Origin of the sequence: Rathayibacter sp. AY1A2 (genome assembly GCF_002930935.1) — a bacterium.
Classification (GTDB): domain Bacteria; phylum Actinomycetota; class Actinomycetes; order Actinomycetales; family Microbacteriaceae; genus Rathayibacter.
This window is the reverse complement of the sequence record NZ_PSTP01000012.1, coordinates 16,921-40,562: the sequence shown is the minus strand read 5'-3', so window position 1 is coordinate 40,562 and position 23,642 is coordinate 16,921. Positions and strand designations below refer to the sequence as shown.

The window sequence follows — 23,642 nt, the reverse complement described above, 5'->3', positions numbered from 1 at the left end:
GGCGGGCGGCCCCTCTCGTCGTTCCCGGGGACGCCCGGCTAGCGTGGCGGCATGCCCTTCGTGAAGAGCGACCCCCGTGCCCTCCCGCAGTTCTTCGAGTGGGAGGCGGCCGGCCTGGACTGGCTGCGCGAGGCGGACGGCGGTGCGCGCTGTGTCGGGGTGGAGAGGGTGTCGCCCGGGCGCATCGAGGTGGAGGAGATCCGCTCCGTGCGTCCCTCGGCCGAGTCGGCTCGGGCTCTCGGCGCCGCGCTCGCCCGGACGCACGACGCCGGAGCCGCGGCGTTCGGAGCGCCGCCCCCGGGATGGACCGGCCCCGCGTACATCGGCCGCCGCGGGATGCCGTGCCGCCCGGACGACTCGTGGGGGCGCTTCTACGCGGAGCAGCGGGTGCGGCCGTTCCTCGGCCCTGCCGTGGAGGCGGGCAACCTCACGGCAGCCGAGTCGCGGCTCGTCGAGCAGGCTCTGGGCCGGGTGGCGGCCGGAGCCTTCGACGACGGTGCGGGGCCCGCCCGGATCCACGGGGACCTCTGGACCGGCAACGTGCTCTGGACGGCGGACGGCGCCGTCCTGATCGACCCCGCCGCTCACGGGGGACACCGCGAGACCGATCTGGCGATGCTGGCCCTCTTCGGTGCTCCGCACCTCGATGCCGTCCTCGAGGGCTACCGCGAGCAGCATCCGCTGGGGGCCGGCTACGAGGAGCGGGTGCCACTCCACCAGCTGCACCCGCTCGCCGTCCACGCCGCCGGTCACGGTCCCTCCTACGGCCGCGCCCTGGCAGACGCAGCGGAGCAGGTGATCGCACTGGCCGGCTGACCGGCGCGCCCGCACCGTTCCCCCAGCCGGGAGCGCCACACTGAGGCACGCGCCGCCCTGTGCGCGTTTACAAGGAGGCATCATCGTGGATCTCGGGAAGCTCGGACGCCAGGCCGGCGAACTGCTCAACAGCCGGAAGGCCCAGGACGCGCTGCGGAGCGAGAAGGCCGAGCAGGTCTCCGACCAGACCCTCGAGAAGGCGGGCGAGATCGCCAGCCGCCTCACCAACGGCAAGTACGACGACCGCATCGAGGACCTGAAGCGCCAGGCCGACAAGCGGATCGGCAACGAGTAGCGGCTGCCGCCCGACTGCTCGTCCCCGCCGTCAAGCGGGTGCGGGCCTCGGATCCGCCGTCCTATCGTCGGATCGATGGCTGACACTCGCGCGCAACGACTCCGCAGGACCGATTCGAGCGGGCGCGGCTACACCCGGGTGCGCGCGGGCTCCGGCTTCAGCTACCGCGACCCGAAGGGCGCGACCGTCGCCGACAAGGAGCTACGCGCGCGCTTCGACCGTCTCGGCATCCCGCCGGCCTGGACGGACGTCTGGATCGCCCCGTACCCCAACGGGCACATCCAGGCCACCGGCGTCGACTCCGCCGGCCGCCGCCAGTACATCTACCATCCGACCTGGCGCGAGCAGAAGGACCGGATCAAGTTCGACCGGGCGCTGCGGCTCGCGGAGGCCCTGCCCGGGGCGCGCCGGGCCGTGACCATCGCCCTCCGCTCGGACGGACCCAGCCGCGAGCGCGCGCTGGCCACCGCCTTCCGGATGCTCGACACCGGATCGCTCCGCGTCGGCAGCGAGAGGTACGCGAAGGAGCACGGCAGCATCGGCCTCTCGACGCTCCTGTGCGCGCACGCCACGACCCACGGGGACCGGGTCGCCCTCGCCTTCCCCGGGAAGAGCCATCAGGCGTGGACGAGCGAGATCCTCGACCACGACCTCTCGCGCGTCGTCCGTGCTCTCAAGCGTCGTGGGCCGAACGCCCGCCTGCTCGCCTGGAAGGACGGGCGGGAGTGGCGGCCGGTCTCGGCGCCCGAGATCAACGACTACGTGCGCGAGCGCGCCGGCGACGACTTCACGGCGAAGGACTTCCGCACTCTGCACGGCACGGTCGCGGCCGCGCTGAGCCTGGCGAAGTCGGGCCCGCAGGCCACGCAGCGCGCTCGGAACTCCGCGATCGCCCAGGCGATGCGCGACGCCTCGGACGTGCTCGGGAACACGCCGACGGTCGCCCGCGCCAGCTACGTCGACCCGCGGCTGCTGGACCACTTCCGCGCCGGCGAGACCATCGACGCGTCGCGCCCCGCGTCGGCCGAGACCGCCGTCCGGGCGCTGCTCTTCGAGTAGCGGGGGAGGCGCTCCGACCCTCGCTGCTGCTCGGAGCGACCGGCTCCCCAGGACCGTCACGACGTGCTCGCGGAGGAGTCCTCCGGCGCGACACGCCCGGGTTGCAGGGGTGGGGCATCTGTGGGAGACTCTTCTAGTTCAAAATTTCCTCTCGGGCGGCGTGCTGCTCGGAGGGGGACACTGCCAGGCAGTGCCGAGACGGCATCGCGGAGGCTCGACCCGAGAGGGCGGCCACGCGGATGCGACGTCGAGGCGGCGGGTAGCAGAACGACAACAACCGACATCTCAACGGGTTCTCCGTGCGTCGTGCGTTCTGCACGCCGATCGGAGCGCCCCAGGGGTGCGGTGCTTTTGACAGAAGAACACTGGTTGCACTTTTCCGGGTCACCGGAGTTCCTTCGCGAGCGCGTCCAATGCGAGACGAGTCCGGCTCCGGCCGGGGGAGTCGCGTACGACGCAATAACAAGAGAGTGAGAGATCACACATGGCGGGACAGAAGATCCGCATCCGACTGAAGTCGTACGACCACGAGGTCATCGACACGTCGGCGCGCAAGATCGTCGACACGGTCACCCGTGCCGGTGCAACGGTGGTCGGCCCCGTGCCGCTGCCGACCGAGAAGAACGTGGTCTGCGTGATCCGTTCTCCCCACAAGTACAAGGACAGCCGCGAGCACTTCGAGATGCGCACCCACAAGCGCCTCATCGACATCATCGACCCGACGCCCAAGGCCGTCGACTCGCTCATGCGCCTCGACCTGCCGGCCGACGTCAACATCGAGATCAAGCTCTAAGGAGGAGTGCCACCATGTCTGTCACTGTTTCCCCCACGCTGAAGACCAGCAAGGGGCTCCTCGGCACCAAGCTCGGAATGACCCAGGTCTGGGATGAGAACAACAAGCTCGTGCCGGTCACCGTCATCGAGATCAGCCCCAACGTCGTGACCCAGGTCCGCACGGAGGAGAAGGACGGCTACACCGCCGTCCAGCTCGCTGCCGGTGCGATCGACCCGCGCAAGGTGAACAAGCCCGCCGCCGGTCACTTCGATGCCGCGGGCGTCACCCCCCGCCGCCACCTCACCGAGGTCCGCACCTCCGACGCCGCCGACTACTCGGCAGGCCAGGAGCTGACCGTGGACGCCGTCTTCGAGGCCGGTACCAAGGTCGACGTCGTCGGCACCAGCAAGGGCAAGGGCTTCGCCGGTGTCATGAAGCGTCACAACTTCAAGGGCGTCTCGGCTTCGCACGGTTCGCACCGCAACCACCGCAAGCCCGGCTCCATCGGCGCCTCCTCGACCCCCAGCCGTGTCTTCAAGGGCATGCGCATGGCCGGTCGCATGGGTGGCGAGCGCGTCACCGTGCTCAACCTCAAGGTGCACTCCGTCGACGCCGAGAAGGGCCTGCTGCTCGTCAAGGGCGCCGTCCCCGGTGCCCGCGGTCGCCTCGTGTTCGTTCGCAACGCCGTGAAGGGAGCGTAGTTCCATGGCTACCTCTGTCGACATCATCGACGTCAAGGGCCAGAAGGCGGGCTCGGTCGAGCTCCCCGCCGCGCTCTTCGACGTCCAGACCAACATCCCCCTCATCCACCAGGTCGTCGTGGCCCAGCTCGCCGCGGCGCGCCAGGGAACCCACAAGACGAAGAACCGCGGTGAGGTCTCCGGAGCCGGTCGCAAGCCGTTCAAGCAGAAGGGAACCGGTCGCGCTCGTCAGGGCTCGATCCGCGCCCCGCACATGACCGGCGGTGGCGTGGTCCACGGACCGACCCCCCGAAGCTACGCGCAGCGCACCCCCAAGAAGATGATCGCCGCGGCTCTGCTCGGTGCTCTCTCGGACCGCGCCCGCGGTGCCCGCATCCACGTGGTCGAGTCCCTCGCCCTCGGCGACACCCCCCGGACCAAGGACGTCCTCGTCCTGCTCGACGCTCTCTCGGTGTCGCGCAACGTCCTCGTGGTGCTCGAGCGCGACGACTACATCGCCGAGCTCTCGCTCCGCAACGTGCCGTTCGTGCACATCCTGCCGGCCGACCAGCTCAACGCGTACGACGTGCTCGTCTCCGACGACATCGTGTTCTCGAAGGGCGCGCTCGACGCGTTCATCGCGGCCAAGTCGGGCGTCGAGTCCAACAAGGAAGAGGTGAACGCATGAGCCAGTCCGCCGCGTTCAACAAGGACCCCCGCGACGTCATCATCTCCCCGGTGGTCTCGGAGAAGTCCTACGGCCTGATCGACGAGGGCAAGTACACCTTCGTGGTCGACCCGCGTTCGAACAAGACCGAGATCAAGCTCGCCATCGAGAAGATCTTCGGCGTCGAGGTCGCGTCGATCAACACGCTGAACCGCCAGGGCAAGACCCGCCGCACGAAGTTCGGCACCGGCAAGCGCAAGGACACCAAGCGCGCGATCGTCACGCTGAAGTCCGGCTCCATCGACATCTTCACGAGCGTCGGCTGAGCCGAAGAAGCGTAGAGGAAACAGACAATGGCTATTCGTAAGTACAAGCCCACGACCCCCGGTCGCCGCGGCTCCAGCGTTGCCGACTTCGCCGAGATCACCCGCTCGACGCCTGAGAAGTCGCTCCTGCGCCCGCTGTCCAAGACCGGTGGCCGCAACAACTCCGGCCGCATCACGACGCGTCACATCGGTGGTGGCCACAAGCGCCAGTACCGTCTGATCGACTTCCGTCGCAACGACAAGGACGGCGTCAACGCCAAGGTCGCTCACATCGAGTACGACCCCAACCGCACGGCGCGCATCGCGCTGCTCCACTTCGTGGACGGCACCAAGCGCTACATCCTGGCCCCGAACAAGCTCTCGCAGGGCGACGTCGTGGAGTCGGGCGCCGGCGCCGACATCAAGCCCGGCAACAACCTGCCGCTGCGCAACATCCCGACCGGTACGGTCATCCACGCCATCGAGATCAAGCCGGGAGGCGGCGCCAAGCTCGCCCGCTCGGCCGGCACCTCGGTCCGCCTCGTCGCCAAGGACGGCCCCTACGCGCAGCTCCGCCTGCCGTCGGGCGAGATTCGCAACGTCGACGCGCGCTGCCGCGCCACGATCGGCGAGGTCGGCAACGCCGAGCAGTCGAACATCAACTGGGGCAAGGCCGGCCGCATGCGCTGGAAGGGCGTCCGCCCGACCGTCCGCGGTGTCGCGATGAACCCGGTCGACCACCCGCACGGTGGTGGAGAGGGCAAGACCTCCGGTGGACGCCACCCGGTCAGCCCGTGGGGTCAGTCCGAGGGACGCACCCGTCGCCCCAACAAGGAGAGCGACAAGCTCATCGTTCGCCGCCGCACCGCCGGTAAGAAGCGCAAGTAGGAGTTGTAGAAGATGCCTCGCAGTCTCAAGAAGGGCCCCTTCGTTGACGACCACCTGCTCCGCAAGGTGTTCACGGCCAACGAAGCCGGCAACAAGAACGTCATCAAGACCTGGTCGCGCCGTTCGATGATCATCCCGGCGATGCTGGGTCACACCATCGCGGTCCACGACGGTCGCAAGCACATCCCCGTGTTCGTGACCGAGACCATGGTCGGCCACAAGCTCGGCGAGTTCGCCCCCACTCGGACCTTCCGCGGTCACGAGAAGGACGACAAGAAGGGCCGTCGCCGCTGACGCGGCGACGAGAAGGAGGAGAGAAATGGTGGAGTCGATCGCACGCGTGCGACACATCCGCGTCACCCCCCAGAAGGCTCGCCGTGTCGTGAACCTGATCCGCGGGAAGCAGGCTCAGGAGGCACTGGCCATCCTGAAGTTCGCGCCGCAGGGTGCGTCCGAGCCCGTCTACAAGCTCGTCGCCTCGGCGATGGCCAACGCTCGCGTCAAGGCCGATGCCTCGAACGAGTACCTCGACGACCAGGACCTGATCGTGTCCCGCGCCTTCGTCGATGAGGGAACCACCCTCAAGCGATTCCAGCCCCGTGCTCAGGGTCGTGCCTTCCGCATCAACAAGCGCACCAGCCACATCACCGTCGTGCTGGCCACTCCTGAGGAGGGGACCAAGTAATGGGTCAGAAAGTAAACCCCTACGGTTTCCGTCTGGGAATCACCACCGACCACGTGTCGCGCTGGTTCTCCGACAGCACCAAGAAGGGCCAGCGGTACAGCGACTACCTCGCCGAGGACGTCAAGATCCGCCGACTCCTCGCCACGCAGCTCGACCGTGCGGGCGTCGCCCGCATCGAGATCGAGCGCACCCGTGACCGCGTCCGCGTCGACATCCACACCGCCCGCCCGGGCATCGTGATCGGCCGCCGCGGCGCCGAGGCCGAGCGCATCCGCGCCGACCTCGAGAAGCTCACGGGCAAGCAGATCCAGCTGAACATCCTCGAGGTCAAGAACCCCGAGGCCGAGGCGCAGCTGGTCGCCCAGGGCATCGCCGAGCAGCTCTCCGCCCGCGTGGCCTTCCGCCGCGCGATGCGCAAGGGCCTGCAGGGTGCTCAGCGCGCCGGCGCCAAGGGCGTCCGCATCCAGGTCTCCGGCCGCCTCGGCGGCGCCGAGATGAGCCGCTCGGAGTTCTACCGCGAGGGACGCGTGCCGCTGCACACCCTCCGCGCGAACATCGACTACGGCTTCTACGAGGCGAAGACCACCTTCGGCCGCATCGGCGTGAAGGTCTGGATCTACAAGGGCGACATCACCAACAAGGAGCTCGCCCGCGAGCAGGCGAACAGCAAGTCGTCGCGCCCCGAGCGCAGCGACCGTCCGCGCCGTGCACCCCGCCAGCAGAGCGAGGCGCCCGTCGCAGCAGGAGTTGAGGCATAACCATGTTGATTCCGCGTCGAGTCAAGCACCGCAAGCAGCACCACCCGGGCCGGTCCGGCCAGGCCACCGGTGGCACCAAGGTGTCGTTCGGTGAGTTCGGCATCCAGGCCCTCACCCCCGCCTACGTGACCAACCGTCAGATCGAGTCCGCTCGTATCGCGATGACGCGTCACATCAAGCGCGGCGGAAAGGTGTGGATCAACATCTACCCCGACCGTCCGCTCACCAAGAAGCCCGCCGAGACCCGCATGGGTTCCGGTAAGGGCTCGCCGGAGTGGTGGGTCGCGAACGTCAAGCCGGGTCGCGTCCTCTTCGAGGTCGCCGGCGTCGACGAGCAGCTCGCTCGTGAGGCCATGACCCGTGCCATCCATAAGCTGCCCCTCAAGGCACGCATCATCAAGCGCGAGGAGGGAGACGCGTAATGGCGATCGGATCCAAGGAGCTCGCCCCCGCCGAGCTCGACACCTACGAGGACGAGCGTCTCGTCACCGAGCTGAAGAAGGCCAAGGAGGAGCTGTTCAACCTCCGCTTCCAGTCGGCCACCGGTCAGCTGGACACCAACGGCCGCCTGCGTGCCGTCAAGCGCGACATCGCCCGCATCTACACGGTCATCCGTGAGCGCGAGCTGGGCATCCGCGCCACCCCCGCACCCGTCGAGGCCCCGGCCAAGGCGGAGAAGAAGCCGAAGACCAAGAAGGCCGCCAAGGCCGAGGTCGAGGCGACCGAGTCGAACGAGGAGGCCAAGTAATGGCAACCGTCAATGACAGCGCCGGCCACGAGTCGGCCGCCCACGACGTGAAGGAGGCGGGCGCTCGCGGATACCGCAAGACCCGTCGCGGCTACGTCACCAGCGACAAGATGGACAAGACCATCGTCGTCGAGGTCGAGGACCGGGTGAAGCACCCGCTGTACGGCAAGGTCATCCGCCGTACGTCCAAGGTCAAGGTCCACGACGAGCTGAACTCCGCCGGCATCGGCGACTCCGTCGTCATCAGCGAGACCCGTCCCCTCAGCGCCACCAAGCGCTGGCGCCTGGTCGAGATCCTCGAGAAGGCCAAGTAGGCCGCGGCCTACTTGAGTTAGCAGGAGAGACACATGCTTCAGCAAGAATCCCGAGTCAAGGTCGCCGACAACACCGGCGCCAAGATGCTCCTCACCATCCGCGTCCTCGGAGGCTCCGGCCGCCGCTACGCGGGCCTCGGTGACATCATCGTCGCCACCGTCAAGGACGCGATCCCCGGTGGCAACGTGAAGAAGGGCGACGTGGTCAAGGCCGTCATCGTCCGCACCATCAAGCAGACCCGTCGCGCCGACGGCTCGTACATCAAGTTCGACGAGAACGCCGCCGTCATCCTCAAGAACGACGGGGACCCCCGTGGCACCCGCATCTTCGGACCGGTCGGTCGCGAGCTCCGCGACAAGAAGTTCATGAAGATCGTCTCGCTGGCACCGGAGGTTATCTAGTCATGGCCAAGATCAAGAAGGGTGACCTCGTCCAGGTCATCTCGGGCGCTACCCAGGCCCGCGGTGGAGACCGCGGCAAGCAGGGCAAGGTCCTCGAGGTGCTGGTCGAGCGCAACCGCGTCGTCGTCGAGGGCGTGAACTTCGTCAAGAAGCACGTCCGCGTCGGCCAGACGCAGCGCGGCTCGAAGGAGGGCGGCATCGAGACCGTCGAGGCCTCGATCCACATCTCCAACGTCGCGCTCGTCGACCCGAAGACCAAGAAGCCGACCCGGGTCGGCCACCGCAACGTGGCCGTCACCAAGGACGGCGTGACCAAGACCGTTCGCGTGCGCTACGCGAAGGCGTCGGGTGAGGAACTGTAATGACTGACACCACCGCAGTGGCTGCGAAGGTTCAGCCGCGGCTCAAGGCCAAGTACCAGGCCGACATCATCCCCGCTCTCAAGGAGCAGTTCGGCTTCGGCAACGTCCACCAGGTCCCCGGCCTGGTCAAGGTCGTCGTCAACACCGGTGTCGGTGAGGCCGCCCGCGACGGCAAGATCATCGACGGCGCGGTCAAGGACCTCACCGCCATCACCGGTCAGAAGCCGCAGGTCACCAAGGCCCGCAAGTCCATCGCGCAGTTCAAGCTGCGCGAGGGTCAGGCCATCGGCGCTCACGTCACCCTCCGGGGCGACCGCGCCTGGGAGTTCCTGGACCGCCTGCTCTCGGTGGCGCTGCCCCGCATCCGCGACTTCCGCGGGCTGTCGGACCGCCAGTTCGACGGCAACGGCAACTACACCTTCGGCATCACGGAGCAGTCGATCTTCCACGAGATCGACCAGGACCGCATCGACCGCGTCCGCGGCTTCGACGTGACCGTCGTGACCACCGCCAAGACCGACGACGAGGGTCGCGCGCTGCTCAAGCAGCTCGGCTTCCCGTTCAAGTCGTCGGACAACGCGTAAGCAGCAAGCCTCGAGGCCGGGGGACGGTGAGAACCGCCCTCCGGCCTCGTCGTGCGTCCGCCGCCGGACCGGTCCGTCCGGAGCCGGCGGCGGGCGCCACGCGGGATCCCCGGATCCCGTGCACGATCGGCCCTCGACCGCAGGACCTCGGCCATGTAGCATGGCTCGTTGGCCTGCGTTCGCGCGGCCGCATGGGCGTCGACGTCGTCGGCGCCGTCCCACACCACAGGTCGTCACTCTTGTAAAGGGTGCCGAAACCAGGCGAGAAAGGCACCATCAGCCATGACCATGACTGATCCGGTCGCAGATCTGCTGACCAGAATCCGTAACGCGAACTCCGCGCACCACGACTCCATCACCCTCCCGGGCTCGAAGCTCAAGGCGAACATCGCCGAGATCCTCAAGACCGAGGGCTACATCGCCGACTGGAAGGTCGAGGAGGCGCGCGTCGGCACGACGCTCTCCATCTCCCTCAAGTACGGCCCGAACCGCGAGCGCTCGATCGCCGGCATCAAGCGGGTCTCGAAGCCCGGACTCCGCGTGTACGCGAAGTCGGCCGAGATCCCCACCGTGCTCGGCGGCCTCGGCGTCGCCATCCTGTCCACCTCGAGCGGTCTCCTGACCGACCGCCAGGCCGAGAAGAAGGGCGTGGGTGGGGAAGTCCTCGCCTACGTGTGGTAACCCCTCATGTCGCGTATTGGAAGACTCCCCATCGAGATCCCGGCGGGCGTCGACGTCTCCGTCGCCGGGTCCGCTGTGACCGTCAAGGGCCCCAAGGGCGAGCTGACCGTCTCGGTCGCCAGCCCCATCCAGGTGTCCGTCGAGAACGGCCAGGTGCTGGTCTCGCGTCCCGATGACGAGCGCGAGTCGCGCTCGCTCCACGGCCTCACCCGCACGCTCATCGCGAACGACATCATCGGTGTCACGCAGGGCTACTCCAAGGGCCTCGAGGTCGTTGGAACCGGTTACCGCGTGCTGGCGAAGGGCTCGGACATCGAGTTCGCGCTCGGCTTCTCGCACCCGGTCGTCGTCACCCCGCCCGCGGGCATCTCGTTCACGGTCGAGGGCAACAACAAGCTCACCGTGCACGGCATCTCGAAGCAGGCCGTCGGTGAGGTGGCCGCCAACATTCGTAAGATCCGCAAGCCCGAGCCCTACAAGGGCAAGGGCGTGCGCTACGCCGGCGAGGTCGTTCGCCGCAAGGCCGGAAAGAGCGGTAAGTGATCATGGGACTCGGAACCAGAGGAAAGAGCAAGTCCGCTGCGCGCGGTCGTCGTCACGACCGTCTGCGCAAGAAGGTCGTCGGATCCGCCGAGCGCCCCCGCCTCGTCGTCAACCGCTCGGCCCGCCACGTCTTCGTGCAGGTCGTCGACGACGCTCAGGGCCGCACCCTCGCGTCGGCGTCGACCCTCGAGGCCGACCTGCGCGTGTTCGACGGCGACAAGACCGCCAAGGCCCGCAAGGTCGGCGAGCTCGTCGCCGAGCGCGCCAAGAACGCCGGTGTCGAGGCGGTCGTCTTCGACCGCGGAGGCAACAAGTACGCCGGTCGCGTCGCCGCGATCGCCGATGGAGCACGAGAGGCAGGGCTCAACCTGTGAGCGCCGCAGAGAACAAGGAACCCGAGGTCGCCGCTGTGTCGGAGGCCCCCGTCGAGACCGCTGCGTCCACGCAGCCGCAGCAGGAGGCTCGTGAGCCCCGCCGCGGCGGCCGCGACCGCAACCAGGGTGGCCGCGACCGCGGTGGCCGTGACGCCGAGAAGAGCCAGTTCCTCGAGCGCGTCGTGACCATCAACCGCGTGTCGAAGGTCGTCAAGGGCGGCCGTCGCTTCAGCTTCACCGCGCTCGTGGTCGTCGGAGACGGCAACGGGCTGGTGGGCGTCGGCTACGGCAAGGCCCGCGAGGTCCCGACCGCCATCTCCAAGGGCGTCGAGGAGGCGAAGAAGAACTTCTTCCGCGTCCCCCGCGTCGCCTCGACCATCCCGCACCCCGTCCAGGGTGAGGCCGCCGCCGGTGTGGTGCTCCTGCGCCCCGCCGCCGCGGGTACCGGTGTCATCGCCGGCGGTCCCGTCCGCGCCGTCCTCGAGTGCGCCGGCATCCACGACGTCCTGAGCAAGTCGCTCGGCTCGTCGAACACCATCAACATCGTCCACGCGACCGTCGAGGCTCTGAAGCAGCTCGAGGAGCCGCGCGCCGTCGCCGCTCGTCGTGGTCTCGACTTCGACCAGGTCGCGCCGGCACGTCTCGTCCGTGCCGAGGCCGACGCCCTCGCCGCCGCGTCCAACGCGAAGGCAGGTGCCTGATGGCCCAGCTCAAAGTGACCCAGATCAAGTCGAAGGTCAGCGAGAAGCAGTACCAGCGCGACACGCTGCGCTCGCTCGGCCTCAGGAAGATCGGTCAGAGCGTCGTCCGCGAGGACAACGCCCAGAACCGCGGATACGTGAAGACCGTCGCCCACCTGGTGAAGGTCGAGGAGATTGACTAATGGCTGAGACGAAGAAGGCCGCCGCCGCGGAGTCCACGACTCCCGCGCAGGCGACCACCACGAAGGGCGCGGCGGCGCCGGCGACCAAGGAGCACGTGCTCAAGGTCCACCACCTCCGCCCCGCTGCCGGAGCCAAGAAGGCCAAGACCCGCGTGGGTCGCGGTGAGGGCTCCAAGGGAAAGACCGCCGGTCGCGGCACCAAGGGCACCAAGGCCCGCTACCAGGTGCGCGTCGGCTTCGAGGGTGGGCAGATGCCGCTGCACATGCGCACCCCGAAGCTCCGCGGTTTCAAGAACCCGTTCCGGGTCGAGTACCAGGTCGTGAACCTGTCCGCTCTCGCGGAGCTCTACCCCCAGGGCGGCGACGTCACCATCGGCGACCTGGTCGCCAAGGGTGCTGTCCGCAAGAACGAGAAGGTCAAAGTCCTCGGGGACGGCGACATTGCGGTTAAGCTGAACGTCGCGGTCGACAAGGTCTCCAGCTCTGCCGAGCAGAAGATCGTCGCTGCGGGCGGATCCATCAAGTAGCACCAGCAGCTTGTCGGTCGAGCTTGCCACGCCGACTCCCTCCGGGAGTGCGTGGCAAGCTCGACCTGTATCCCGCACCACAGAATTGAGCAGGAGACCTTAGGTAGTGTTTGGCGCCGTTGCGCGGATCTTCCGCACCCCCGACCTCCGCCGCAAGATCGGCTTCACCCTCGCGATCGTGGCGATCTTCCGGCTGGGATCCTTCATCCCTGCTCCGTTCGTCGACTTCAGCGCCGTGCAGGCCTGTCTCGCCGGCAACCAGGGCACCTCGGGTCTCTACGAGCTCGTGAACCTCTTCAGCGGTGGAGCACTGCTCCAGCTGTCGATCTTCGCGCTCGGGATCATGCCGTACATCACGGCGTCGATCATCGTGCAGCTGCTGCGCGTGGTCATCCCTCACTTCGAGACGCTGTACAAGGAGGGGCAGTCCGGTCAGGGCAAGCTCACCCAGTACACGCGGTACCTCACCATCGCGCTCGGCGTCCTCCAGTCGACGACGCTGATCACCGTCGCCCGCTCGGGCGCCCTCTTCGGCAACTCCGGCGTCCCGGAGTGCTCGGCGCTCATCATCACCGACGAGTGGTACTCCATCCTCCTCATGGTCATCACCATGACCGCGGGCACCGGGATCATCATGTGGATGGGCGAGCTCATCACCGAGCGCGGCATCGGCAACGGCATGTCGCTGCTGATCTTCACCTCGATCGCCGCCCAGTTCCCCACCTCCCTGTGGTCGATCGCGCAGTCGCGCGGCTTCGAGACCTTCCTCCTCGTCCTCGGCGTGGGCCTCGTGCTCGTGGTCGCCGTGGTCTTCGTGGAGCAGTCGCAGCGGCGGATCCCCGTGCAGTACGCCAAGCGGATGGTCGGCCGCCGCACCTACGGCGGCAACAACACCTACATCCCGATCAAGGTCAACATGGCCGGCGTCGTGCCCGTCATCTTCGCCTCGTCGCTGCTGTACCTGCCCGCGCTCATCGCGCAGTTCAACCAGCCCGCCGCTGGCCAGGAGGCTCCGGTCTGGGTCACCTGGATCACGAACTACCTCACCAAGGGCGATCACCCGCTCTACATGGCGCTGTACTTCCTCCTGATCGTGGGCTTCACCTACTTCTACGTCGCGATCACCTTCAACCCGGACGAGGTCGCCGACAACATGAAGCGCTACGGCGGCTTCATCCCCGGCATCCGCGCCGGCCGCCCGACCGCCGAGTACCTCAACTACGTGCTCACCCGGGTGACGCTGCCCGGGTCGGTCTACCTCGGCCTCATCGCGCTCGTGCCCCTCGTGGCCCTCGCGCTGGTCGGTGCGAACCAGAACTTCCCCTTCGGCGGCACGTCCATCCTGATCATCGTCGGAGTCGGCCTGGAGACGGTGAAGCAGATCGACTCCCAGCTGCAGCAGCGCCACTACGAAGGACTCCTCCGATGACGTCGCACCCGATCGGCTTCCGTCTCCTGCTGATCGGCCCTCCCGGCGCAGGCAAGGGGACCCAGGCCGCTCGGCTGAGCGACATCCTCCGGGTGCCCGCCATCTCGACCGGGGACATCTTCCGCGCGAACGTCGCCAACGAGACCGAGCTCGGTCTCCAGGCGAAGGCCTACCTCGACAACGGGCGCTACGTGCCGGACGAGCTGACCAACGCGATCGTGCACGACCGCCTCCAGGAGGCGGACGCGTCGACCGGGTTCCTGCTCGACGGCTACCCGCGCACCACGGAGCAGGTCGACGAGCTCGACCGCATCCTCGCCGCGGACGACAACCGGCTCGACGCGGTCGTCCAGCTGACGGCCGATCCCGACGAGGTCGTCGGCCGCCTTCTCAAGCGCTCGCTCGAGCAGGGGCGCAGCGACGACACCGAGGACGTCATCCGGCGCCGACTCGCGCTCTACGAGGAGCAGACCGCTCCGCTCATCGACGTCTACGCGGCCCGCGGGCTCGTGGTCGTGGTCGACGGCCTCGGGCCGGTCGACGAGGTGACCGAGCGGATCGTCGTCGCCCTCGAGGGCCACCGCGTGGGCCGCCTCGACACCCCGGCCGCCTGAGCCGTGGCGTTCCGCTCCTCGCTCTACAAGACGCCCGCGCAGCTGCGGTCGATGCTCGCTCCGGGCCTCGCCACGGCCGCCTCGCTCGACGCGGTCCGCGCGGCGGTCCGCCCGGGCGTCACCACGCTCGAGCTCGACGCGATCGCCGAGGCGGCGATCGTCGCGCTCGGCGGCCACTCGAACTTCCAGCTCGTCCCGGGCTACCGGCACACGATCTGCGCCTCGGTCAACGACGAGGTGGTCCACGGCATCCCCGGCGGGCGCGTGCTCGAGCCGGGCGACCTGGTCTCCGTCGACAGCGGCGCCGAGATCGACGGCTGGAACGGCGACTCCGCGATGACGGTGGTCCTGCCCGATCCCTCCCGCCCGGAGGAGGTCGCGGCACGCGCCGAGCTCTCGCGGGTGACCGAGGGATCCCTGTGGCGGGGGATCGCCGCCCTTGCCTCCGCCCGCCATCTCAACGAGGTCGGCGCGGCGATCGAGGAGTACATCGAGGACGAGGCCGAGCGCTCGGGCCGCGTCTACGGCATCCTCACCGACTACATCGGCCACGGCATCGGGCGCACCATGCACGAGGCTCCGCCGGTCTTCAACTACCGGGTGCGCCAGCGCGGCCCCGAGGTGAAGCCGGGACTCGTCGTCGCGATCGAGCCGATGGTCACCGCGGGCAGCGCCGAGACCTTCGTCCGCGAGGACGAGTGGACGGTCGCGACCGAGGACAGCAGCATGGCCGCCCACTGGGAGCACTCCGTCGCCGTGCACCACGACGGCATCTGGGTCACCACGCTCGCCGACGGCGGCGCGGCCGGCCTCGCCCCCTACGGGATCGTGCCGACGCCCTTCGCCTAGAGGCCCCAACGCGGAGCTCCTCCGATCCGATGCGGAGGAGGCTCCTCGTGGCCTCTCGCGCCCGGCGGGGGTCCGTCGGGCGCCCACGAAGCGCGGGAGCGGGAGGACGACAGGCCCTCCGGCTCCACCCGGAGTGCGGGTGTCGGCTAGCTGTCGATCACCCGCACCAGCTCCTCGATGAAGCCGCCGAAGTCCGTGGAGCGCCGGATGAGGCGCTGCACCTCCGCCCGGTCGGCGAACACCTCGACGAACTGGTCGAACACCGACTGGAAGGTGCTGCGGCCGGCCGAGGCGAACGCGATCATCGCGATCACGTTCACCCGCTGCTCGCCCCACTCCATCGCGGTGTCGTTCACGACGATCGCGATGGAGGTGCGGCGGGCGCTCATCGCCATCGCGTGCGGGACCGCGAGGTTGTCGGTGAACGCCGTGGAGCTCATCCGCTCGCGCTCGATGGCGCCGTCGACGTAGTCCTCGTCGATGATGCCGCCGGCGATCATCCGCTCGCCCAACATCCGGATCATCGCCGCCTCGTCGCGCGCGTGCACGTTGCGGAAGAACAGCCCCTCGTCGAAGAACTGCAGCAGCTCGTCCTTGATCTGCGCGCGGCGGCGGTGCCGGCGGACGCGGGCGATGGCCCGGCGCACCGTCTCGACGTCGTGGTCGGTGAGGAACGGCTGCACCACCACGACGTCATCGGACGCGGGGCGCTCGTCGATCGTGGTGATCACGAGGTCGGCGGTGAGCCGGTCCCAGTCGACGTCGCTCCGCGTGATCAGCGAGCGCACCTCCACCTCGGTGCCGAGCGAGCGCTCGACGCGCAGGCGGAGCATGTGAGCGAGGTCGTAGTAGTTGGGGCAGACGATCACGCAGGACAGACGCTCCTCCCGCCGGGACACCCGCTCGAGGAACGAGCCGACGTGGAGGGCGATGTAGGCGATCTCGTCCTCGTTGACCACGATGCCCCGCCGGCGCTGCAGCCCGCTCGCCAGGAACACCGCGATCTCGTAGGTCATCGGGTAGCTGGTCTTGATCGAGCGGGTGAGCGGGTTGCGGGAGTAGCCGCCCTCGGCGGCCCGGGCGATCAGGTTGCGCACGTGCAGGGCGAGGCGGACGATGAAGCCCTCGTCGTCGAGGTCGACCAGGTACTCGCGGTTGACGTCGGCGACGAGCTCGCGGACGACGGCGAGGTCCTCCGGGTCGAGGTAGTTCTCGACCACGGCGGCGACCGGCTCGTTCTGCCCGGGCGTCGCCACCCGCGTCGTCATCAGGATCGCGAGCTGGGCGAGCTCGGCGTCGGTCAGGCGCGTCGCGAAGTGCCGTTCCACCAGCTCCGCCAGCAGGGCCGCGAGCTCGCCGTGGATCGCGGGGGAGGGGCGGGAGCCGGAGGGGTCCCCGATGCCCCGGGCGACGCGGTCGACGGCGATCGCGATGTGGAGGAGGACGCTGTTCACGCCGTAGTCGTTGATGTAGTACCCGCGGGTCTCGAGCTCGGCCAGCAGCTCGGTCTTGAAGGCGCCGAGGCCGGGGGAGGCGAACTCGCGCTGGACGTCGTCGAGCGTGAAGACGCCCTGCGCGCTCTCGTCGCGGAACATCCTGGAGATCAGGCGGCGGCGGGCCTCCTCGCTGCCCTCGAGGCGCACCGACGGGCCGCGCCGGACCAGCCCGAGGCCGGCCTCGTCGGCGAGGGCCTTCACCCGGCGCAGATCGGCGTCGACGGTCGACTCGCTCACCGACAGCGCGTCGGCGAGGGCGAAGACGTCCAGGCCCTCGTCGGAGTCGACCAGGCGGCGGACGATGCTGTACAGCCGGTCGCGCGGGGTGTCGGGCTCGATGTCGCGGCTGCGCTGCGCCTCCAGGTACGCCGCGTACGCCTCGCGCGCGAGCCGGTAGCCGTTCGCGGAGGACTCGACCGGCTCCAGCGGGGCGGCCTGCGCCTTCACCGCGGTGACGTAGCTCCGGACGCTGCGGGTGGTGACTCCGAGCCTGTCGGCGAGCTCGTGCGCCGTCACCCAGCCGTCGGCGCGGGAGAGGTACTCCAGCAGTCGTTCGCGGTTGTCAGGCATCAGGCTCCAGGCGTGCGGTCGGGGCGGGCGCCGGGAGCGCCACGACCCTGCCGCGGGCCCGCAGGACGCGGGCGGCGAGTCGTACGTCCCGTCAGTCAATCACCCCGGCGACGCGCCCGGGAGCCCCCGCGCCGCGGGCGGAAGGGGCCGTCTTCCGCCCCCGCGGAAGATTGTCTGCTGGAGGGTGCCGCCCCTCCGAGGGGATGCTTGGATGAATCACGACCCGGACGCGAGGAGGCGAACGAGGTGCGGAAGATCCTGATCGTCTGCGGTGCAGGCGCGTCGAGCACGTTCCTGGCCCACCGGCTGCGAGCGGGCGCGAAGGAGCGCGGCATGGATGCCGTGTTCCGCTCCGAGACCCTCACCGGTCTCGACCACTCCCTCCCCGAGGCCGACGTCCTCCTCGTGGGGCCGCACCTCGAGTCGCAGTTCGACGGACTCCGCCACCGTGCGGAGCTCGTGGGAGCCGCGGCCGCCCTCCTCCCGCCCGATGTCTTCGGAGCGCACGGTGCCGATGCCGTGCTCGAGACCCTGCCCGTCCTCTTCGCCGCTCGCGCGGTCGTCGCAGGCGCGGACGGGGACTCCTCCACCCGCCCGGTCCGTCCGGGCGAGCCCGACTCCGGGCACCACTGATGCAGTCGCGACTGCAGGATCAAGGAGAAACGTTCATGGTCGAGCGCACCGTGCAGGTTGCATCGTCGAAGGGCCTCCACGCCCGCCCCGCCTCGCTCTTCAGCCAGGCCGCGGCGAAGTCGGGTCAGAAGGTCCTCGTCGCCAAGGGCGACGCGACCCCGGTCAACGCCGCGTCGATCCTCGGGATCATCTCGCTCGGCATCGAGCACGGCGACGAGCTCACCGTCAGCGTCGAGGGCGACAACGAGCAGGCCGTGCTCGAGGAGCTCGCGACCTTCCTCACCACCGACCACGACGCGTGACGCGGAGCGTCACGCAAGGCGGCCAGCCCCGGCGCCCACGGCGCCGATAGACGCGGCAGCCCCTGGAGCGTGACGGCGACCCTCAATGGGTCGCACGAGGCGCCTGCGAAACCCGGCGACGGACCGCGTCAGCCTCGGGAACGCAACGGCGACCCTCAACGGCTCGCACGAGGCGCCCGCGAAACCCGCCCCCGCTCACTCCCGGCCCCCGCCCCCCGCTCCCTCCCCGCCGCCCCCGCCTCCTCTTCTCCCGCCCGCACTCCGCACGACAGGAACGAGCACCCATGACGCTGTCCACTCCTCAGACCGCCTACGCTTCCGCCAAGCTCCAGGGCACCGGAGTGGGACGCGGGCTGGCCCTCGGGCCGGTCCTGCGCATGCCGGAGCCGCTGCCCGAGCCCGAGGACACCGCCAGCACCCGCAGCGTCGCCCAGGAGGAGGAGCGCGCCGTCTCGTCGCTCTCCGCCACCGCCGCGACGATCCGCCACCGCGGCGAGCGGGCCGGCGGCTCGGCGAAGGACGTCCTCGACGCCCAGGCCCTGATGGCCGAGGACCCGTCCCTCGCGGACGACGTCAAGGCGCGGATCGCCGGGGGCAAGACCGCGGAGCGCGCCGTGCACGAGGCCTTCGCCGGCTTCCGCGACCTGCTCGTGGCGATGGGCGGCTACATGGCCGAGCGCGCGACCGACCTCGACGACGTCTCGCAGCGCGTCGTGGCGCACCTGCGCGGCGTCGCCGCTCCCGGCGTCCCCGAGTCGGACGAGCCGTTCGTGCTCGTCGCCCGCGACCTCGCTCCGGCCGACACGGCGCTGCTCGACCTCGAGAAGGTCCTCGGCCTGATCACCAGCGACGGAGGGCCGACCTCGCACACGGCGATCCTCGCCCGGGAGAAGTCGATCACCGCCATCGTCGGCACCACCGGCGCCCTCGACCTGCGGGACGGCCAGCTCGTCATCCTCGACGCCACCTCCGGCGTCGTGACGGTGAACCCCTCGGACGCCGAGATCGGCGCCGCGAAGTCCTCGATCGCCGAGCGCGCCGAGATGCTCGCCGCACCGGTCGTTCCCGGCGCGCTGGCAGACGGCCACGCCGTGCCGCTGCTCGCGAACCTCGGCTCGGCCGACGGCGCTGCGAACGCGGTCGAGCTCGGCGCCGAGGGAGTGGGGCTGTTCCGCACCGAGTTCCTCTTCCTCGACGCGAAGGAGGCGCCCTCGGTTGCCGAGCAGGCGGAGCAGTACACGCGCCTGCTCGCTGCGTTCCCCGGCCGCAAGGTCGTCGTCCGCGCGCTCGACGCCGGCGCCGACAAGCCGCTGAGCTTCCTCAACGACGACCACGAGGAGAACCCCGCCCTCGGTCTCCGCGGACTGCGTGCGCTCCGCGCCAGCGAGCAGATCCTCCGCGACCAGCTCACCGCCCTCGCCCAGGCCGATGCCGCGACCGACGCCGACCTCTGGGTCATGGCGCCGATGGTCGCGACCGTGGACGAGACCCGCTACTTCACCTCGATGGCGCGGGAGCTCGGCATCCGCACCGCCGGAGTGATGGTGGAGGTCCCCTCCTCCGCCCTGCTCGCCGACCGCATCCTCGGAGTCGCGGACTTCGCCTCGATCGGCACCAACGACCTGACCCAGTACACGCTCGCCGCCGACCGCATGCTCGGCACGGTCTCGGCGTTCCAGGACCCGTGGCACCCGGCCGTGCTCCGCCTCGTCGGCGAGGTCGGCCGCGCGGGAGCGGCGCTGGGCAAGCCCGTCGGGATCTGCGGAGAAGCCGCCGCCGACCCGCTGCTCGCCGTGGTCCTCGTCGGCCTCGGCGCCACCACCCTCTCGATGTCGCCGTCGGCTCTCGCCGACGTCCGCGCCGAGCTGGCCGAGCACACCCTCGACGACGCCAAGCGGTACGCGGAGCTCGCTCTCGCCGCCGACAGCGCCGTCGACGCCCGCTCCGCGGTCACCGAGGCGATCGCAGCCTCCTGATCCCGGATCACCAGCCCCACCCCCTGCACCACCCCGCCACTCGGGAGCCGGGACGCCTCAGGAGCGTCCCGCCCGCCCGCCCCTAGAAATCGGAGAACACACCACATGACAACGACGTCAGCGACGTCGACGCGCGGTGGAGCGCGCGTCCACGTCCAGCGCTTCGGCACCTTCCTCTCGGGAATGGTCATGCCGAACATCGCGGCCTTCATCGCCTGGGGCTTCATCACGGCCCTCTTCATCCAGACCGGATGGCTCCCCCTCCTCGGCATCGACGCCACCTGGGTCCAGCAGTTCGGCGGCTGGAGCACGGATCCCGACGTCGTCAACACCGGCCTCGTCGCCCCGATGATCACCTACCTCCTCCCGCTCCTCATCGCGAACACCGGCGGCCGCATGGTCTACGGCGCCCGCGGAGGCGTGGTCGGCACCATCGCGACCATGGGCGTCATCGTCGGCGCGGGCATCCCGATGTTCATCGGCGCCATGATCATGGGCCCGCTGTCGGCGTGGCTCATGAAGAAGGTCGACTCGATCTGGGACGGCAAGATCAAGCCCGGCTTCGAGATGCTGGTCAACAACTTCTCCGCCGGAATCCTCGGCCTGCTCCTCGCGCTCCTCGCCTTCGCGGGCGTCGCGCCGCTCGTGGTCGGCCTCTCGACCGCCCTCGGCGCGGGCGTGGAGTTCCTGGTCAACGCGGGTCTGCTCCCGCTGACCTCGCTCTTCATCGAGCCGGCGAAGATCCTCTTCCTCAACAACGCCATCAACCACGGCATCCTCACGCCGCTGGGCGTGCAGCAGGCGGAGGAGGCGGGCAAGTCCTACCTCTTCCTCCTCGAGGCCAACCCCGGCCCCGGCATGGGCGTGCTCCTGGCCTTCGCGTTCTTCGGCGTCGGCGCGGCCCGCGCCTCGGCTCCCGGCGCGGCGATCATCCACTTCATCGGCGGCATCCACGAGATCTACTTCCCGTACGTGCTGATGAAGCCGGCGCTGCTCGCGGCCGTCATCCTCGGCGGTGCGACCGGTGTCGCGACGAACGTCGCGTTCAACTCCGGCCTCCGCGCCCCCGCCTCGCCCGGCTCGATCATCGCGGTGCTCCTCCAGACCGCGAACGACAGCTTCCTCGGCGTCATCCTCTCGGTGGTCCTCGCGACCGCCGTGTCGTTCCTGGTGGCCTCGGTCATCATCCGGTCCGGCCGCAAGCGCGACCTGGCCGCGGAGCAGGAGGGCGACGACAAGCTCGCCGCCGCCGTCGCCGCCAACGAGGCGAACAAGGGCAAGGAGAGCGCCGTCGGCTCGCTCATCAACGCCCGCGGCGCCAACGCTCCGCAGGACTCGGCCGGCGCCTCGACCGCTGGGGCCACGGCCACCGCGACCCAGGTCCGGAACATCGTCTTCGCCTGCGACGCCGGCATGGGCTCGTCCGCGATGGGCGCCTCGGTGCTGCGGAACAAGATGAAGAAGGCGGGCTTCGAGGACGTCACGGTCACCAACAAGGCGATCGCCGCTCTCGAGGACGACGTGGACCTGGTCATCACCCAGGCCGAGCTCACGGAGCGCGCCCGCCAGCGCACCCCGGGCGCCATCCACGTCTCCGTGGACAACTTCATGAACAGCCCGAAGTACGACGAGGTCGTCTCGCTGGTCGCGGAGCAGCACGGCAAGTAGTACGCCAACCATTCGGAGGGAACCCGTAGGGTGCGACAGAGCGGACACGCTCCGCTCGCCCCTGCGGGTTCCCTCGCTGTCAGCACCTCCACGGAAGGACGCACCCCATGAGCGACGTGCTCACCATCGGACAGATCGACGCCTCCGGCACCGCCACCACGAAGGAGGCCGCCATCAAGGAGGCCGCCGACATGCTGGTCGGCGTCGGCGCGGTCACCCCCGCCTACTACGAGGCCATGCTCGCCCGCGAGGCGACCGTCTCGACCTACATGGGCAACCTGCTCGCCATCCCGCACGGCACCAACGACGCGAAGGACGAGATCCGCTCCTCCGCCCTCTCGTTCGTGCGCTATGCGCAGCCGATCGACTGGGACGGCAACGAGGTGCGCTTCGTCGTCGGCATCGCCGGCGTCGACAACGAGCACCTCGAGATCCTCTCCAAGATCGCGATCATCTTCTCGGAGGAGGACGAGGTGCAGAAGCTTCTCGACGCTCCGGACGCGCAGTCGCTCTACAGCCTGCTGGGCGAGGTCAACTCCTGATGCCCACCGCCGTCCACTTCGGCGCCGGCAACATCGGCCGCGGCTTCGTCGGCCTGATCCTGCACGGCGCCGGCTACGAGCTCGTCTTCGCCGACGTCAACTCCGAGCTGATCGGCCGCCTCGCCGCTGCCGACAGCTACGAGGTGCACGAGGTGGGGGAGGAGGCGGCCACGCACGTCGTCGACCGCTTCCGCGCGATCGACTCGGCCGCCGACGAGGAGGCGCTCGTCCGCGAGATCGCCGCCGCCGACATCGTCACCACGGCCGTCGGCCCGAACATCCTGCGCTTCGTCGCCCCCGTGATCGCGAAGGGCCTCGCCGCCCGCGACGAGTCGGCGCCGCGGCTGGCGGTCATGGCCTGCGAGAACGCGATCAACGCCACGCGCCTCCTGCAGACCGAGGTCGCCGCGAACCTCGGTGCGGACGAGTGGGAGCGCCTGCGCACCCGCGCCGTCTTCGCCGACACCGCGGTGGACCGCATCGTCCCCAACCAGGACCCGGGCCAGGGCCTGGACGTGACGGTGGAGAGCTTCTTCGAGTGGGTCGTCGACCGCACTCCGTTCGAGGGCACCGAGCCGGAGATCCCGGGCGCGACCTGGGTCGACGACCTCGAGCCGTTCATCGAGCGGAAGCTCTTCACGGTGAACACCGGCCACGCGACGGCCGCCTACACCGGCTTCGCGGCCGGAGCGCACAAGCTCTCCGACGCGCTGGCGATGCCCGAGGTGCACGACGCGGTCAAGGCCGCGCTCGAGGACACCAAGGCGCTCATCGTGGCCAAGCACGGCTTCAGCGACGAGGAGCAGCAGGCCTACCTCGAGAAGACGCTGAAGCGCTTCGCGAACCCGTACCTGACCGACACGGTCGACCGGGTGGGACGCCAGCCGCTGCGGAAGCTGTCGCGGCACGAGCGCTTCATCGGACCGGCGGCCGAGCTCGCCGAGCGCGGGCGCACGCCGGAGGGACTGCTCGCCGCGATCGGCGCCGCGCTGCGCTTCGACGTGCCCGAGGACCCCCAGAGCGTGGAGCTCCACGAGAAGCTGACCGCGCTCAGCCCGGAGGAGTTCGTGGCGGAGGTCACCGGCCTCACGGCCGAGCATCCGCTCTTCGACCGGGTCGTGGCGGTCGTCCGCGGCTAGTCCCGTGGCCGCACGGCGGCGAACGACGACGAGGTCCCCTGCTTCCGGCGGGGGACCTCGTCGTCTGCGGCGGCTCGG

General features: G+C 69.6%; 33 protein-coding genes. 32 read left to right on the top strand and 1 reads right to left on the bottom strand.

Going from position 1 to position 23,642, the window contains the following annotated elements:
• Positions 1-51: 51 nt before the first annotated feature.
• The 26 genes from C5B93_RS11215 to map all read left to right on the top strand — a co-directional run bounded on the left by C5B93_RS11215 (position 52) and on the right by map (position 15,238).
• Positions 52-816 carry a fructosamine kinase family protein gene (locus C5B93_RS11215; protein WP_104292487.1) on the top strand — a complete coding sequence of 255 codons (765 nt, stop codon included), beginning with the start codon at positions 52-54 and terminating at the stop codon, positions 814-816.
• Between the two features lie 85 nt (positions 817-901).
• Positions 902-1,111, top strand: coding sequence for an antitoxin (locus C5B93_RS11210; protein WP_159939075.1), 210 nt, complete (start codon positions 902-904; stop codon positions 1,109-1,111).
• 75 nt (positions 1,112-1,186) lie between these two features.
• Positions 1,187-2,170: a DNA topoisomerase IB gene (locus tag C5B93_RS11205; protein ID WP_104292486.1), complete on the top strand. Its 984-nt coding sequence runs from the start codon at positions 1,187-1,189 to the stop codon at positions 2,168-2,170.
• 484 nt (positions 2,171-2,654) lie between these two features.
• Positions 2,655-2,963 (top strand): 30S ribosomal protein S10, encoded by a 309-nt coding sequence (gene rpsJ, locus C5B93_RS11200; RefSeq protein ID WP_005050520.1) that lies wholly within the window; start codon positions 2,655-2,657, stop codon positions 2,961-2,963.
• Positions 2,964-2,977: 14 nt separating this feature from the next.
• Positions 2,978-3,646, top strand: coding sequence for a 50S ribosomal protein L3 (gene rplC / locus C5B93_RS11195; protein WP_104224566.1), 669 nt, complete (start codon positions 2,978-2,980; stop codon positions 3,644-3,646).
• A 4-nt stretch (positions 3,647-3,650) separates the two neighbouring features.
• Positions 3,651-4,313, top strand: a complete 663-nt coding sequence (gene rplD, locus C5B93_RS11190) for a 50S ribosomal protein L4 (protein ID WP_104224565.1) — start codon at positions 3,651-3,653, stop codon at positions 4,311-4,313.
• Positions 4,310-4,618: a 50S ribosomal protein L23 gene (gene rplW, locus C5B93_RS11185; RefSeq protein ID WP_068209445.1), complete on the top strand. Its 309-nt coding sequence runs from the start codon at positions 4,310-4,312 to the stop codon at positions 4,616-4,618. The genes rplD and rplW overlap by 4 nt, the downstream gene beginning before the upstream one ends.
• A 27-nt stretch (positions 4,619-4,645) precedes the next feature.
• A complete protein-coding gene (rplB, locus tag C5B93_RS11180) occupies positions 4,646-5,485 on the top strand; it encodes a 50S ribosomal protein L2 (protein WP_068251462.1) in 840 nt (279 codons plus the stop codon).
• Between the two features lie 12 nt (positions 5,486-5,497).
• A complete protein-coding gene (rpsS, locus tag C5B93_RS11175; protein WP_055787078.1) occupies positions 5,498-5,779 on the top strand; it encodes a 30S ribosomal protein S19 in 282 nt (93 codons plus the stop codon).
• Positions 5,780-5,804: 25 nt separating this feature from the next.
• Positions 5,805-6,170, top strand: a complete 366-nt coding sequence (rplV, locus tag C5B93_RS11170) for a 50S ribosomal protein L22 (protein WP_077221988.1) — start codon at positions 5,805-5,807, stop codon at positions 6,168-6,170.
• Positions 6,170-6,928 (top strand): 30S ribosomal protein S3, encoded by a 759-nt coding sequence (gene rpsC / locus C5B93_RS11165; protein ID WP_068209439.1) that lies wholly within the window; start codon positions 6,170-6,172, stop codon positions 6,926-6,928. The genes rplV and rpsC overlap by 1 nt, the downstream gene beginning before the upstream one ends.
• Before the next feature lie 2 nt (positions 6,929-6,930).
• A complete protein-coding gene (gene rplP, locus C5B93_RS11160; RefSeq protein WP_068209436.1) occupies positions 6,931-7,350 on the top strand; it encodes a 50S ribosomal protein L16 in 420 nt (139 codons plus the stop codon).
• Entirely contained in the window at positions 7,350-7,676 is a 327-nt protein-coding gene (gene rpmC / locus C5B93_RS11155) for a 50S ribosomal protein L29 (RefSeq protein ID WP_104224564.1), read from the top strand. Before rplP ends, rpmC begins: the two co-directional genes overlap by 1 nt.
• A complete protein-coding gene (gene rpsQ / locus C5B93_RS11150; protein ID WP_104224563.1) occupies positions 7,676-7,990 on the top strand; it encodes a 30S ribosomal protein S17 in 315 nt (104 codons plus the stop codon). The genes rpmC and rpsQ overlap by 1 nt, the downstream gene beginning before the upstream one ends.
• A gap of 33 nt (positions 7,991-8,023) precedes the next feature.
• Entirely contained in the window at positions 8,024-8,392 is a 369-nt protein-coding gene (rplN, locus tag C5B93_RS11145) for a 50S ribosomal protein L14 (RefSeq protein WP_104224562.1), read from the top strand.
• A 2-nt stretch (positions 8,393-8,394) separates the two neighbouring features.
• Positions 8,395-8,754, top strand: a complete 360-nt coding sequence (gene rplX, locus C5B93_RS11140) for a 50S ribosomal protein L24 (protein ID WP_104224561.1) — start codon at positions 8,395-8,397, stop codon at positions 8,752-8,754.
• Entirely contained in the window at positions 8,754-9,338 is a 585-nt protein-coding gene (rplE, locus tag C5B93_RS11135; protein ID WP_068209425.1) for a 50S ribosomal protein L5, read from the top strand. Before rplX ends, rplE begins: the two co-directional genes overlap by 1 nt.
• Positions 9,339-9,620: 282 nt before the next feature.
• The gene (gene rpsH / locus C5B93_RS11130) at positions 9,621-10,019 is read left to right on the top strand and encodes a 30S ribosomal protein S8 (protein WP_068209423.1); all 399 of its coding nucleotides are present in this window, start codon (positions 9,621-9,623) and stop codon (positions 10,017-10,019) included.
• Between the two features lie 6 nt (positions 10,020-10,025).
• Positions 10,026-10,562 (top strand): 50S ribosomal protein L6, encoded by a 537-nt coding sequence (rplF, locus tag C5B93_RS11125; protein WP_104224560.1) that lies wholly within the window; start codon positions 10,026-10,028, stop codon positions 10,560-10,562.
• Between the two features lie 2 nt (positions 10,563-10,564).
• Positions 10,565-10,936, top strand: coding sequence for a 50S ribosomal protein L18 (gene rplR, locus C5B93_RS11120; RefSeq protein WP_056037296.1), 372 nt, complete (start codon positions 10,565-10,567; stop codon positions 10,934-10,936).
• Complete coding sequence (gene rpsE, locus C5B93_RS11115) at positions 10,933-11,637, top strand: 30S ribosomal protein S5 (protein ID WP_104224559.1); 705 nt, start codon at positions 10,933-10,935, stop codon at positions 11,635-11,637. Before rplR ends, rpsE begins: the two co-directional genes overlap by 4 nt.
• Entirely contained in the window at positions 11,637-11,819 is a 183-nt protein-coding gene (gene rpmD, locus C5B93_RS11110) for a 50S ribosomal protein L30 (RefSeq protein WP_181024623.1), read from the top strand. Before rpsE ends, rpmD begins: the two co-directional genes overlap by 1 nt.
• Entirely contained in the window at positions 11,819-12,346 is a 528-nt protein-coding gene (gene rplO / locus C5B93_RS11105) for a 50S ribosomal protein L15 (RefSeq protein ID WP_104226755.1), read from the top strand. The genes rpmD and rplO overlap by 1 nt, the downstream gene beginning before the upstream one ends.
• Positions 12,347-12,452: 106 nt before the next feature.
• Positions 12,453-13,775 (top strand): preprotein translocase subunit SecY, encoded by a 1,323-nt coding sequence (gene secY, locus C5B93_RS11100; protein WP_104224557.1) that lies wholly within the window; start codon positions 12,453-12,455, stop codon positions 13,773-13,775.
• Positions 13,772-14,389 carry an adenylate kinase gene (locus C5B93_RS11095; RefSeq protein WP_181028829.1) on the top strand — a complete coding sequence of 206 codons (618 nt, stop codon included), beginning with the start codon at positions 13,772-13,774 and terminating at the stop codon, positions 14,387-14,389. The genes secY and C5B93_RS11095 overlap by 4 nt, the downstream gene beginning before the upstream one ends.
• Positions 14,390-14,392: 3 nt before the next feature.
• Positions 14,393-15,238 carry a type I methionyl aminopeptidase gene (gene map / locus C5B93_RS11090; RefSeq protein WP_104292485.1) on the top strand — a complete coding sequence of 282 codons (846 nt, stop codon included), beginning with the start codon at positions 14,393-14,395 and terminating at the stop codon, positions 15,236-15,238.
• 146 nt (positions 15,239-15,384) lie between these two features.
• Here map and C5B93_RS11085 read toward each other — a convergent pair whose 3' ends face one another.
• Positions 15,385-17,304, bottom strand: coding sequence for a BglG family transcription antiterminator (locus C5B93_RS11085; RefSeq protein WP_104292484.1), 1,920 nt, complete (start codon positions 17,302-17,304; stop codon positions 15,385-15,387).
• Between the two features lie 207 nt (positions 17,305-17,511).
• On the opposite strand from C5B93_RS11085, the gene C5B93_RS17275 reads away from it, so the two are divergent.
• The 6 genes from C5B93_RS17275 (at position 17,512) to C5B93_RS11055 (ending at position 23,564) form a co-directional block, all read left to right on the top strand.
• Positions 17,512-17,937, top strand: a complete 426-nt coding sequence (locus C5B93_RS17275; protein ID WP_181065531.1) for a PTS sugar transporter subunit IIB — start codon at positions 17,512-17,514, stop codon at positions 17,935-17,937.
• A 35-nt stretch (positions 17,938-17,972) separates the two neighbouring features.
• Positions 17,973-18,239, top strand: coding sequence for an HPr family phosphocarrier protein (locus C5B93_RS11075; protein ID WP_104224553.1), 267 nt, complete (start codon positions 17,973-17,975; stop codon positions 18,237-18,239).
• A gap of 377 nt (positions 18,240-18,616) precedes the next feature.
• Complete coding sequence (ptsP, locus tag C5B93_RS11070; RefSeq protein ID WP_104233916.1) at positions 18,617-20,215, top strand: phosphoenolpyruvate--protein phosphotransferase; 1,599 nt, start codon at positions 18,617-18,619, stop codon at positions 20,213-20,215.
• Between the two features lie 105 nt (positions 20,216-20,320).
• On the top strand, positions 20,321-21,883 hold the full coding sequence (locus tag C5B93_RS11065; RefSeq protein WP_104251136.1) for a PTS mannitol transporter subunit IICB: 1,563 nt from the start codon (positions 20,321-20,323) through the stop codon (positions 21,881-21,883).
• A gap of 107 nt (positions 21,884-21,990) precedes the next feature.
• Positions 21,991-22,425, top strand: a complete 435-nt coding sequence (locus C5B93_RS11060; protein ID WP_104224996.1) for a PTS sugar transporter subunit IIA — start codon at positions 21,991-21,993, stop codon at positions 22,423-22,425.
• Positions 22,425-23,564: a mannitol-1-phosphate 5-dehydrogenase gene (locus C5B93_RS11055; protein WP_104251135.1), complete on the top strand. Its 1,140-nt coding sequence runs from the start codon at positions 22,425-22,427 to the stop codon at positions 23,562-23,564. The genes C5B93_RS11060 and C5B93_RS11055 overlap by 1 nt, the downstream gene beginning before the upstream one ends.
• Positions 23,565-23,642: the final 78 nt, after the last annotated feature.

What these genes read in the sequence shown, in the direction of transcription:
- C5B93_RS11215 (WP_104292487.1), top strand. Translation starts at nt 52, where the DNA reads ATGCCCTTCGTGAAGAGCGACCCCCGTGCCCTCCCGCAGTTCTTCGAG.
- C5B93_RS11205 (WP_104292486.1), top strand. Translation starts at nt 1,187, where the DNA reads ATGGCTGACACTCGCGCGCAACGACTCCGCAGGACCGATTCGAGCGGG.
- rpsJ (WP_005050520.1), top strand. Translation starts at nt 2,655, where the DNA reads ATGGCGGGACAGAAGATCCGCATCCGACTGAAGTCGTACGACCACGAG.
- rplC (WP_104224566.1), top strand. Translation starts at nt 2,978, where the DNA reads ATGTCTGTCACTGTTTCCCCCACGCTGAAGACCAGCAAGGGGCTCCTC.
- rplD (WP_104224565.1), top strand. Translation starts at nt 3,651, where the DNA reads ATGGCTACCTCTGTCGACATCATCGACGTCAAGGGCCAGAAGGCGGGC.
- rplW (WP_068209445.1), top strand. Translation starts at nt 4,310, where the DNA reads ATGAGCCAGTCCGCCGCGTTCAACAAGGACCCCCGCGACGTCATCATC.
- rplB (WP_068251462.1), top strand. Translation starts at nt 4,646, where the DNA reads ATGGCTATTCGTAAGTACAAGCCCACGACCCCCGGTCGCCGCGGCTCC.
- rpsS (WP_055787078.1), top strand. Translation starts at nt 5,498, where the DNA reads ATGCCTCGCAGTCTCAAGAAGGGCCCCTTCGTTGACGACCACCTGCTC.
- rplV (WP_077221988.1), top strand. Translation starts at nt 5,805, where the DNA reads ATGGTGGAGTCGATCGCACGCGTGCGACACATCCGCGTCACCCCCCAG.
- rpsC (WP_068209439.1), top strand. Translation starts at nt 6,170, where the DNA reads ATGGGTCAGAAAGTAAACCCCTACGGTTTCCGTCTGGGAATCACCACC.
- rplP (WP_068209436.1), top strand. Translation starts at nt 6,931, where the DNA reads ATGTTGATTCCGCGTCGAGTCAAGCACCGCAAGCAGCACCACCCGGGC.
- rpmC (WP_104224564.1), top strand. Translation starts at nt 7,350, where the DNA reads ATGGCGATCGGATCCAAGGAGCTCGCCCCCGCCGAGCTCGACACCTAC.
- rpsQ (WP_104224563.1), top strand. Translation starts at nt 7,676, where the DNA reads ATGGCAACCGTCAATGACAGCGCCGGCCACGAGTCGGCCGCCCACGAC.
- rplN (WP_104224562.1), top strand. Translation starts at nt 8,024, where the DNA reads ATGCTTCAGCAAGAATCCCGAGTCAAGGTCGCCGACAACACCGGCGCC.
- rplX (WP_104224561.1), top strand. Translation starts at nt 8,395, where the DNA reads ATGGCCAAGATCAAGAAGGGTGACCTCGTCCAGGTCATCTCGGGCGCT.
- rplE (WP_068209425.1), top strand. Translation starts at nt 8,754, where the DNA reads ATGACTGACACCACCGCAGTGGCTGCGAAGGTTCAGCCGCGGCTCAAG.
- rpsH (WP_068209423.1), top strand. Translation starts at nt 9,621, where the DNA reads ATGACCATGACTGATCCGGTCGCAGATCTGCTGACCAGAATCCGTAAC.
- rplF (WP_104224560.1), top strand. Translation starts at nt 10,026, where the DNA reads ATGTCGCGTATTGGAAGACTCCCCATCGAGATCCCGGCGGGCGTCGAC.
- rplR (WP_056037296.1), top strand. Translation starts at nt 10,565, where the DNA reads ATGGGACTCGGAACCAGAGGAAAGAGCAAGTCCGCTGCGCGCGGTCGT.
- rpmD (WP_181024623.1), top strand. Translation starts at nt 11,637, where the DNA reads ATGGCCCAGCTCAAAGTGACCCAGATCAAGTCGAAGGTCAGCGAGAAG.
- rplO (WP_104226755.1), top strand. Translation starts at nt 11,819, where the DNA reads ATGGCTGAGACGAAGAAGGCCGCCGCCGCGGAGTCCACGACTCCCGCG.
- C5B93_RS11095 (WP_181028829.1), top strand. Translation starts at nt 13,772, where the DNA reads ATGACGTCGCACCCGATCGGCTTCCGTCTCCTGCTGATCGGCCCTCCC.
- C5B93_RS11085 (WP_104292484.1), bottom strand. Translation starts at nt 17,304, where the DNA reads ATGCCTGACAACCGCGAACGACTGCTGGAGTACCTCTCCCGCGCCGAC.
- C5B93_RS11075 (WP_104224553.1), top strand. Translation starts at nt 17,973, where the DNA reads ATGGTCGAGCGCACCGTGCAGGTTGCATCGTCGAAGGGCCTCCACGCC.
- ptsP (WP_104233916.1), top strand. Translation starts at nt 18,617, where the DNA reads ATGCCGGAGCCGCTGCCCGAGCCCGAGGACACCGCCAGCACCCGCAGC.
- C5B93_RS11065 (WP_104251136.1), top strand. Translation starts at nt 20,321, where the DNA reads ATGACAACGACGTCAGCGACGTCGACGCGCGGTGGAGCGCGCGTCCAC.
- C5B93_RS11060 (WP_104224996.1), top strand. Translation starts at nt 21,991, where the DNA reads ATGAGCGACGTGCTCACCATCGGACAGATCGACGCCTCCGGCACCGCC.
- C5B93_RS11055 (WP_104251135.1), top strand. Translation starts at nt 22,425, where the DNA reads ATGCCCACCGCCGTCCACTTCGGCGCCGGCAACATCGGCCGCGGCTTC.